The organism is Oleiphilus sp. HI0132 (assembly GCF_001635845.1).
In genome coordinates this window covers 1-9037 of sequence record NZ_LWGJ01000169.1, presented here as the reverse complement: position 1 = coordinate 9037, position 9037 = coordinate 1, and the positions used below count along the sequence as shown (strand labels likewise).

Below are 9037 nucleotides of genomic sequence, written 5' to 3'. Positions count from 1 at the left end.
TGAAGAAGCGCGTACTATTTCTATGCACCGGTAATTCAGCTCGCTCACAAATGGCTGAAGCCCTACTCAATTACCATCACGGTAATCGATTCGAAGCGTTTAGTGCTGGCACAAACCCTGAAACAGTTCACCCGCTAACCTTGGCAGCTCTTAAAACTCACGGTATCGAAAACATTCATCAATCAAAGCATATTGACGAACTCGCCGGGCAACATTTTGATTACGTAGTTACCCTTTGTGACAGGGCGACTCAAGAATGTAAATCACTCGGTGCAAAAGAGAAGAAATTAGAATGGAGCTTCAGTGACCCTAAGGTATCTAAGGGTGATGACCTAAGCGACATCGAACGTTTTCATATGAGCTTAACTGAAATAAATCGTCGAATTAATAGCTTTGCTGCAATCGAAAGTAATCAAGCAATACTTGATGCTCAACATTCAAACGAGCTATCGCCATTACAATTATTCAAGAGTCTGAGCGATGAGCTGAGGCTTAAATGCCTAATGCTGATTCAATATGAAGGTGAGCTATGCGTCTGTGAACTGATGGCAGCATTGGAGTATGAGCAACCTAAAGTTTCCCGGCACCTGGCACTACTCAAAAAAGCAGGCATTCTGACAGACCGGCGCATGGGGCAATGGGTATTTTATAGGATAAACCCTAGTCTACCATCTTGGGCTAAGTCAGTTTTAGCACAAACATGCGACGCCAATATTTCAGAATTCAGTATGAACATCAGGCGACTAGAAACGATGAAAACCCGTCCAGATAGAGTGCTTTCATGCAATTGATATTCTTCAACGAGGGTAGATAAACATGTTTCAGATATTTACTGATCTTGCCGCCTGGTTTGTTTTTGACATATTGGGTTTGAGCCCGGAAACCAAGCTCGGTGACGCCCTGCATTTTTTTGTTGAAGATGTTAGCAAAATCTTTGTTCTGCTCGTTGTTATGATCTACTTAATTGCACTGATACGCGCCTCCCTCAACATTGAACAAGTCAGAGATTACCTGGCACAAAAAAATCGAGGGATTGGCTACCTAATGGGTTCGAGTTTTGGCGCAATCACGCCGTTTTGTTCCTGCTCCAGCATTCCCGTATTCCTAGGTTTCACCTCAGCGGGTATTCCCGTAGGAATTACTATGTCCTTTTTGCTTACCTCACCACTCATTAACGAGGTGGCCATACTGTTACTGCTAAGTCTACTAGGCTGGAAATTCACCCTTATTTACGTATTGGTGGGCATGACGGTTGGGATCCTTGGCGGCCTATTTCTAGACACCATCAAAGCCGAAAAATGGTTACAGTCTTTTGCTGCAGAAGCCCTCTCCAAAGCACAAGGAAAAGAGCCACAAACTACAGCATCAAAAGCTCAAGCGCTTGGCTTTCAACAACGTCATCAATTTGCAGTACGTGAGGCAACAGAGATTTTTGGCCGCGTATGGAAATGGGTAATTATTGGCGTCGGTCTCGGCGCTGCTTTACATGGCTTCGTACCAGATGGCTGGATCGAAGCACACTTGGGTGATGGGCAATGGTGGTCAGTCCCTGCAGCTGTAGTACTCGGTATTCCACTTTATTCTAATGCCACGGGCGTCATTCCGATTATGGAAAGCTTAATAACCAACGGGCTACCTGTAGGTACTACGCTCGCCTTTTGCATGAGTACTGTTGCTGCTAGTTTTCCAGAATTCATCCTACTCAAGCAAGTCATGCAGTGGAAATTACTTGGCACCCTATTCGTTATGCTCCTCATATCATTCACGCTCATAGGCTGGCTATTCAACGGCCTTAGCCCTTTTATATAAAGGAAAAGCTAATGAAAGCTTTTAAAGTACTCGGTACAGGCTGTGCTAAATGCACAAAAACAGCAGCCCTAATCCAGGCTATTGCGACAGAACTAGACCAGCAAATTCAAGTTAGTAAAGAAACCAGCCCTCAAGAAATTATGAACTATCAGGTAATGAGCACACCTGCCGTTGTTCTTAATGAGGAACTTGTTCACAGCGGGTCGATTCCAACTCGAAACCAAGTAACTGAGTGGCTAACAAGCTAACAGAGAAATTTGATCAAATAATTCTTATCTAAGGGATAAATCACTATGACCATCAAAGTAGGCATTAACGGCTTTGGCCGTATGGGTAGACTCTCACTCAGAGCTGCATTCGATTGGAAGGAGATCGAATTTGTTCAGATTAATGACCCGGCTGGCGACGCTGCTACACTCTCGCATCTGTTAAATTTTGACTCCGTACACGGTATTTGGGCTCATCAAGCAAGTAGTGAAGGTTCAAGCATACTTATCGGTGAGCATACGATTCCTTGCACACAAAATAAGACGATCTCTGAAACCGATTGGTCAGGCTGCGATATTGTTATCGAAGCGTCCGGCAAAATGAAGAGCAAGCAGGTACTTCAGGCCTATCTCGATCAGGGTGTGAAGCGCGTTGTCGTGACCGCTCCGGTCAAAGAAGAGGGTGTACTAAATATTGTGATGGGTGTGAACGATGACCTGTATGACCCAGAGGTCTACCCGATTATTACTGCTGCATCATGCACAACAAACTGCCTGGCGCCGGTGGTTAAAGTGATCCATGAAAGTCTAGGTATTAAACATGGCTCAATGACAACTATTCACGATATTACCAATACCCAGACCATTCTCGATGCGCCCCATAAGGATCTGCGACGTGCACGAGCCTGTGGTATGAGCCTGATTCCAACCACCACCGGTTCAGCTACGGCGATCACTCATATCTTTCCAGAGTTAAAAGGTAAGTTAAACGGTCATGCGGTACGTGTTCCATTAGCCAATGCATCGATCACTGACTGTGTATTCGAACTAGAAAAAGAAAGCTCGGTAGAAGAAGTGAACGCTCTATTAAAAAGTGCTTCTGAAGAAGCACTACAAGGCATACTCGGTTACGAAGAGCGGCCACTGGTTTCTATCGATTACAAAACCGATCCTCGTTCAGCCATCATTGATGCGCCTTCAACTATGCTGGTTAACGGCACTCAACTTAAGCTTTATGTGTGGTATGACAATGAATGGGGCTATGCCAATCGAACAGCTGAGCTGGTTCGTAAAGTCGGCCTCATCGACCAGAAAATTANTNACTAAGNNCATATTCGCCTCTTAAATAGCGGTCATACTTTGAGTCGAAGGGAGAGAAAAAATCGGTTTTTTCAAAGGCTGCGATGCTTTCGGCCATGGCGTCATAGAGCTTCCCCGGTTTACTTAATATGTCTTTTCCAAATAGGCTAGAGAAGGCTTGTTTATAGACCTCCGATTCAAGTAGACGTGCTTGCATACTTTCTTTGTTAGGTATACCCATTTCGATACCTGCGAGTGGAGGACCTTTCGCTTGGTCAGCCAGTGTTGCTGCTCGGCCATCCCAGAACTGTCCTCCAACATGCTTTCCTTTCTTATTAACATGAAAGATAGGAATCTGGTTCGCATAGCTGCTGGTTGGTGCGCTACGGTCACCAAAAGATTGTTGATCGTCACCTAACGAAACCATTCCTTCAAGGTGAGTATGCCTTGTGTCATGTGTGCGCTTATCGACAAACCCTGTCGCAGGGTTATGGCAGCTAGAGCAAGATTGAGTCCGGTTTAATGAAAGGTTTGGGTCGAAGTAGAGTAGTTCACCTAGGGCTTCTTTAGAGTTTATTTGTGCAAGGGCAATGTGGCTGGAACAGATTGCTATCAACATGAATAGACTTAACGCTAGCTTGGAATGGCCTTTCCGGTATGTGAAAAAGACTGGCAGGGGGCGGGCTGTGTTCATAGTTAGAGATTCCGGTCTAAGCTGGTAATGTGGGTATTAGATATATAAATGATAATTAATACAAGGTGAGAATAATTCCTGTTACCATTTGTTGATCCAAGTCAATTCTGTAAGTTTGTGTGAGTGTAAGTGGTGAGATGTAAGTTCAGTATTAGCTAATGTAGCCTTGTGCGCTAAGGCACAAGCTTTATAACGACTGACACGCGGTGCGTAGGCGGTAGATAGGGTAAGCTTAAAACATATCAAATTTAGGAGTTTCTTGTGTCTTCCATACCTTCAAAATTACTTATGCTGAAAACCCTTAGTGAAGTGCCGCGTAGTGAGTATTCTGATGTTCGAGTACCTAAGAATTTAAATAATACGAAGGAAAGGTTGGGCTTTTTAAAGATGCTTAGGCAAAAGCCGAGTGCGCAACAAAAGGTTAGTAGCGCCAAACCCAGGTTGTTAACCTTTAATGCGGCGGTTTGGTTGAGTTTGGCGCAAGCAGCGAAAAAACCGGTATCTCTTTGGTTAAGCTACAAAGATGCACAGGGAGAGAATACGATCTTGGTTGACGAGCAGTGTATGGGAGAATCTAAGTCTGCAATGTTATCTGGTAATGTGAGCTTTAAGGTGAGTGGAAATCTAGAATACCTGAGGGCTTGCTGTGGAGGGGTAGATGAAAAGCAGAGTCTGGTTGTCGAAGAGCTGCATGTAAGACGCTTAAAGCAAGAGATAACTTATCCTGGCCAGCTGGCGCAAACAGCTTAGCGTTTTACAACAAAAAAACGCAACTAACAATTGGGGTCATTAGCTGCGTTAAAGGGTAAAAGGAAAAGAAACTTAGCTTAGTATTAAGCCATAGCTTCTTGTGCAGTAGGCTTGGAATATTTAAGTACCCGTCCTACAACAGTTTTATACTGGCTTGAAAAGCTTCCCGTATTGTAAGGGATCTGATATTTCTCACAGATCTTCTGAACTTCAACAGCCATTGCTGGGTAATGACGTGCTGGCACATCTGGATATAAATGGTGTTCGATTTGGCAGCTCAAGTGACCTGTCATAATATGGAATAACTTGTTGCCCTCTAGATTTGAAGAACCCAGTATCTGACGGAAATACCATTCACCTTGTGACTCTCCCTGAATTTCTTCTTCAGTAAAGGTATGAGCGTCTTCGGTAAAGTGACCGCAAAAGATAATGGTAGAGGTCCAAAGGTTTCTAAGGATATTGGCAATTAAGTTACCGAGTAATACTTGCCCGGCCACAGGCCAGCATAGTAAAGGAAAGAATATGTAATCCTTGAAGGTTTGACGGCCGATTTTGCTAAAGAAATCTTTCTTTAATTGCTTGCGGCTAATTGGCAGGGAACTTGTCTCGCGGCGCTTGCCCATAAAGATTCTTTCTGCAGCGACTTCGTGGTAAGCAATCCCTGCTTCAAAGAAGGTGCTAAGCCCTAGGTAGCTGAATATCTGCCAGCGGTTTTTTGGCCGCCAAGGCAGGTCATCGCTAAGACGGAATATGCCATAGCCAAAGTCACGGTCTTTGCCGATAACATTTGTATAAGTGTGATGCTCGTGGTTGTGATAGCGCTTCCAAGAGCCCGAGTCTCCCGCAATATCCCACTCGAATTTTCTGGAGTTAATGTTAGGGTCATTCATCCAGTCATATTGCCCGTGCAGTACATTGTGGCCAATTTCCATATTGTCCAGAATCTTTGCTAAGGCCAACAGTAAAACTGCCAACACCCATAATAGGGGGCTTACAAAGCCCATTACCATTAGGATTCGGCCAGCAATTTCACTGCCGCGTTGAATTGCGATTAAACGTCGAATGTATTTTGCATCACTTGCGCCCACTTTCTTAAGGGTGTCTGCGCGAACTTTGTCCAGCTCTTCTGCAAAGCCGTCTAAGATTTCTCGGGATGGCTTCTGAGTATTGTTCGGATTCATAATGTCTTCCTGATTAATCTCTTAAAGTTCAAGTTCTACTTTGCCAACCGGCACCGAAACACAAAGCTGTATTTCTTCTTCTCCGGTATCCGAATATTGTTGGGTTCGCGTATTGAAGACTCGCCCGGTCTTCTTTTTACAAATACACTGGTGACACACGCCCATTCGACAACCCGCAACGGGTTTTAAACCTTGGTTCTCTGAGATTTCCAGCAGGGTAGCTTTGTCAGACTCGATAAACTGCTGAGGGTCAAAGGTGACTTGCTTTCGAGAGTCCAGGTAATCGACTTGAATCAGTTCATCGGCATCGTCTGCATTCATTCCCTCAAGAGATAAAGGCTGTTGGCCGAAGTATTCAAAGTGGATATCTGCTTCAGGAACCGTATTGGACGTTAGAAGCGATTGGGTAATTTCAATCATTTTCCCAGGCCCACATACGTAAAATTCTTTTTCGCTGATGTCTTCTACAAACATTTCCAGCTGCTGCTGATCTATTCTACCTTGGTGGTCACTATAGATAGTTGTTACCTGCAAACCCTTCGCTTCAAGGTGAGAAAGTTGCTCGGAAAAGAATAGGGATTGGCTATTATTTACATAAAAGAGCAACTGAGCCTGCTTATACCAAGCGTTGCTCTGGTATTCGTTCAGCATTGAAAATATGGGGGTTAGTCCGCTTCCGCCTGCAATAAATACTTTGTCTTTTACTGAGTTGCTTAGTTGGAAATCACCTTGGGCTTCGGATAAGTAAACAGTGTCACCACTTTTCAAAGCTTGGTTGAGCCATGGCGTTACAGCACCTTCTTCATTTGCGCGTATGGTTAAGGTGATTTCACCTGTGCGAAGAAAGTGTTTAGGCGAGCAGGAAAGGCTAAAGGTACGTGTTAGCATTGCGCCATCTTTTTCAACGCTTAGCTGTACATATTGTCCGGCATTAAAACCAGTCCATTTTTTTTCTGGCCTTAAAGTCAGCGTGTAGATGTCATCTGTTTCATTTCTTATGAAGAGTACTTGAGCACTAGTTCTTCCGTGACGCCAATTTGGGCGAAAAACCTGAATAATGGGCTCTAAAAAGACACCAAAGCTACCGGTATTGGTAAGTTGGCGGCTTAAGAAGCCAATAGCTTTCTGAGCGATTGTTTGCGATTCTGCTATAGGGCTTTCGCTGTTCATCCCTTTAGACATAGTGACCTCCTACTAAGTTCGAGGTACAGTTGTACGCTTTTTGTTCTATTATGTCTAGAATTGTCAGTCGCATAAGTATGATCATCTAATTTAGGTGGCCGAATTTTTTGGTAGTGGAGATTGTAGCAATTTAATTTGTGCGGAATATTTCATATCTGTGTAGTATGCCCATTTATTTATTAACGAATCTTGGGGATACCATGGCGCTGAAGTCCACGATCTATAAAGTTACTTTGCAACTAAGTGACTTTGATCGAGATCATTACCAAAGCTACTCGCTTAATGTTGCACTTCACCCATCTGAAACCATTGAACGTATGTTGCTTCGTTTGCTTGCTTTTTCATTGTATGCAGATGAAGCGCTAAGTTTTACCAAGGGTTTATCGACTGATGATGAGCCGGATATCTGGCTCAAGTCTTTATCCGACGAAATAGAGTTGTGGATCGACTTGGGCTTACCTGATTTAAAACGTATCCGTAAAGCTTCAGGTCGCTCAGATAAAGTTGTTGTATTGGCTTATGGCGGACAAAAGGTTGCCCCCTGGTTCGACGGGTTAGCAAAGGATTTGAAGCGTATAGCTAATTTGTCTGTCTTGCGTGCAGAGATGGCTGATATCGAGCCACTGCTTGCGCATGTCGAAAGAACGATGGAGCTCGTTGTGATGATTCAGGATGGAAGTTTGAATGTAAGCTTGGGGGAGAGTGTTGTTGACTTGAATATCGAGCGGCTGCTTGGCGAGGAATAATTGTCTTTTGCGATGGACGAATATAGCTGCAATCGGTTAATCTCCGTGTATCTAATGTATTGAAACGAGGAGAAAAACATTGAGCAATACAAAAATCATTACGCCAGACTTGTGCGACGAGTACCCGGATTTAGTTCAGGTCTTGGAACCGATGATGAACAATTACGGTGCAATCGATGCCTTTGGTGGCGAAATTGTTACGGTAAAGTGTTTTGAAGATAACTCTATCGTCAAAGAACAGGTGGGTTTACCTGGCGAAGGGCGAGTGATGGTTGTTGATGGCGGTGGTTCAATGCGTAATGCCTTGTTAGGTGATATGTTGGCTGAGAAAGCAGCTGCGAACGGCTGGTCTGGTTTGGTTATTTACGGCTGCATTCGTGATGTTGATGTGATCGGGCAGACGCAGCTAGGTGTTCAGGCAATGAACACTAATCCGCGTAAAACTGAAAAGCGTGGTATTGGTGATCTGAATGTTCCGGTCACCTTTGGTGGCGTAACCTTTACACCAGGTCACTACGTTTATGCCGATAATAATGGTGTTATTGTTTCGCCTGAAAAGTTGGAAATGCCAGCCTAGTAGAGACTTTAGCGAACACATAAAAAAGCCCGTGAGAAAAACGCTCACGGGCTTTTTTATGTGCTTATGAAATTGCTTCGCCTAACTCGCGATTTCTACAATTTCTGCGCCTACTTGAAAAGTATTTTCGTCGACCTGTGTGCAGCGTAGTACTTTTACGGTTGCATCCAGAGCGGGAAACGCATCGTTGCTTGAAGGAAGCGATGTCCGGCAAGTTGCTCCTGCTGTTAGTTCTTCTTCTACTTCTATTAACATGCCTGCGCCACTAAGGTCACGGCAATAACCATTTACTTTGATGTCCGAGTTATCAACGGCTAGAGTGATTTCAGTATCGACTCTCATTCTGATGAAATCGCGTTTTTCATCCCAGGTACGGCTATACAGGTTATTCATCTATTCAACACCTCTTATGGATAAATGTCTCACCTTCATTTATATGTCTAAATATGGTTGCTGTCAAAGAGCAAAACCACAAGATATTCGACTATTAGCAATTGGTAAGATTCTAGTAATAAGTTGATGCGGATGAAATTCACCCCAGCGCATCAAGCTTGATGATACCGCTGGGGCAAAAGTTTTTCTATGGTGTGTTGCTCATTTTTAGAACGAAATGGGCAAATAATAGACTAAGTGTTTGTTTTTAAAGCAGCCTAAAAAATAAGCTTTTTTACGCCCAGCTATCATTTTTCTTAGAAGGTTTAATGATAGGAATTAATAAAGTTAGAATTACACCAAGTGTTACCAGGCCACCCCCGATTAACATCATGTTAGAATCTGACTTATCTTTTAATCTAAGATTCTCGGTTTGGATC

Annotated in this window: 11 protein-coding genes; 7 read left to right on the top strand and 4 right to left on the bottom strand. The window is 43.7% G+C overall.

The features are described 5' to 3' along the window. The 4 genes from A3766_RS32555 to A3766_RS02175 all read left to right on the top strand — a co-directional run. Nucleotides 1-791, top strand: a 791-nt coding sequence (locus tag A3766_RS32555; protein WP_156508621.1) for a metalloregulator ArsR/SmtB family transcription factor, incomplete at its 5' end; no start/stop codon positions are given. Between the two features lie 25 nt (nucleotides 792-816). After that, nucleotides 817-1809, top strand: coding sequence for a permease (locus A3766_RS02185; protein ID WP_068511225.1), 993 nt, complete (start codon nucleotides 817-819; stop codon nucleotides 1807-1809). A gap of 11 nt (nucleotides 1810-1820) precedes the next feature. Beyond that, entirely contained in the window at nucleotides 1821-2057 is a 237-nt protein-coding gene (locus tag A3766_RS02180; protein WP_068554984.1) for a thioredoxin family protein, read from the top strand. Between the two features lie 45 nt (nucleotides 2058-2102). After that, on the top strand, nucleotides 2103-3122 hold the full coding sequence (locus A3766_RS02175) for an ArsJ-associated glyceraldehyde-3-phosphate dehydrogenase (RefSeq protein ID WP_068641574.1): 1020 nt from the start codon (nucleotides 2103-2105) through the stop codon (nucleotides 3120-3122). Here A3766_RS02175 and A3766_RS02170 read toward each other — a convergent pair. Then, nucleotides 3112-3714 carry a cytochrome-c peroxidase gene (locus tag A3766_RS02170; RefSeq protein WP_068641572.1) on the bottom strand — a complete coding sequence of 201 codons (603 nt, stop codon included), beginning with the start codon at nucleotides 3712-3714 and terminating at the stop codon, nucleotides 3112-3114. The two genes, A3766_RS02175 and A3766_RS02170, sit on opposite strands and share 11 nt — an antisense overlap. A gap of 336 nt (nucleotides 3715-4050) precedes the next feature. On the opposite strand from A3766_RS02170, the gene A3766_RS02165 reads away from it, so the two are divergent. Then, nucleotides 4051-4539, top strand: a complete 489-nt coding sequence (locus A3766_RS02165) for a hypothetical protein (RefSeq protein ID WP_156490436.1) — start codon at nucleotides 4051-4053, stop codon at nucleotides 4537-4539. An 83-nt stretch (nucleotides 4540-4622) separates the two neighbouring features. Here the strand turns inward: A3766_RS02165 and A3766_RS02160 are convergent, their stop codons facing one another. Together A3766_RS02160 and A3766_RS02155 are read right to left on the bottom strand one after the other, a co-directional pair. Next, nucleotides 4623-5720 carry an acyl-CoA desaturase gene (locus A3766_RS02160; RefSeq protein ID WP_068511207.1) on the bottom strand — a complete coding sequence of 366 codons (1098 nt, stop codon included), beginning with the start codon at nucleotides 5718-5720 and terminating at the stop codon, nucleotides 4623-4625. 21 nt (nucleotides 5721-5741) lie between these two features. Next, the gene (locus A3766_RS02155; RefSeq protein WP_068553587.1) at nucleotides 5742-6902 is read right to left on the bottom strand and encodes a flavin reductase family protein; all 1161 of its coding nucleotides are present in this window, start codon (nucleotides 6900-6902) and stop codon (nucleotides 5742-5744) included. Between the two features lie 200 nt (nucleotides 6903-7102). Here A3766_RS02155 and A3766_RS02150 point away from each other — a divergent pair, with 200 nt between their 5' ends. Further along, entirely contained in the window at nucleotides 7103-7648 is a 546-nt protein-coding gene (locus A3766_RS02150; RefSeq protein ID WP_068511585.1) for a YaeQ family protein, read from the top strand. 79 nt (nucleotides 7649-7727) lie between these two features. Further along, the gene (gene rraA / locus A3766_RS02145) at nucleotides 7728-8225 is read left to right on the top strand and encodes a ribonuclease E activity regulator RraA (protein ID WP_068511588.1); all 498 of its coding nucleotides are present in this window, start codon (nucleotides 7728-7730) and stop codon (nucleotides 8223-8225) included. Between the two features lie 81 nt (nucleotides 8226-8306). Here rraA and A3766_RS02140 read toward each other — a convergent pair whose 3' ends face one another. Next, on the bottom strand, nucleotides 8307-8618 hold the full coding sequence (locus A3766_RS02140; protein WP_068507473.1) for a PilZ domain-containing protein: 312 nt from the start codon (nucleotides 8616-8618) through the stop codon (nucleotides 8307-8309). Nucleotides 8619-9037 lie beyond the last annotated feature (419 nt).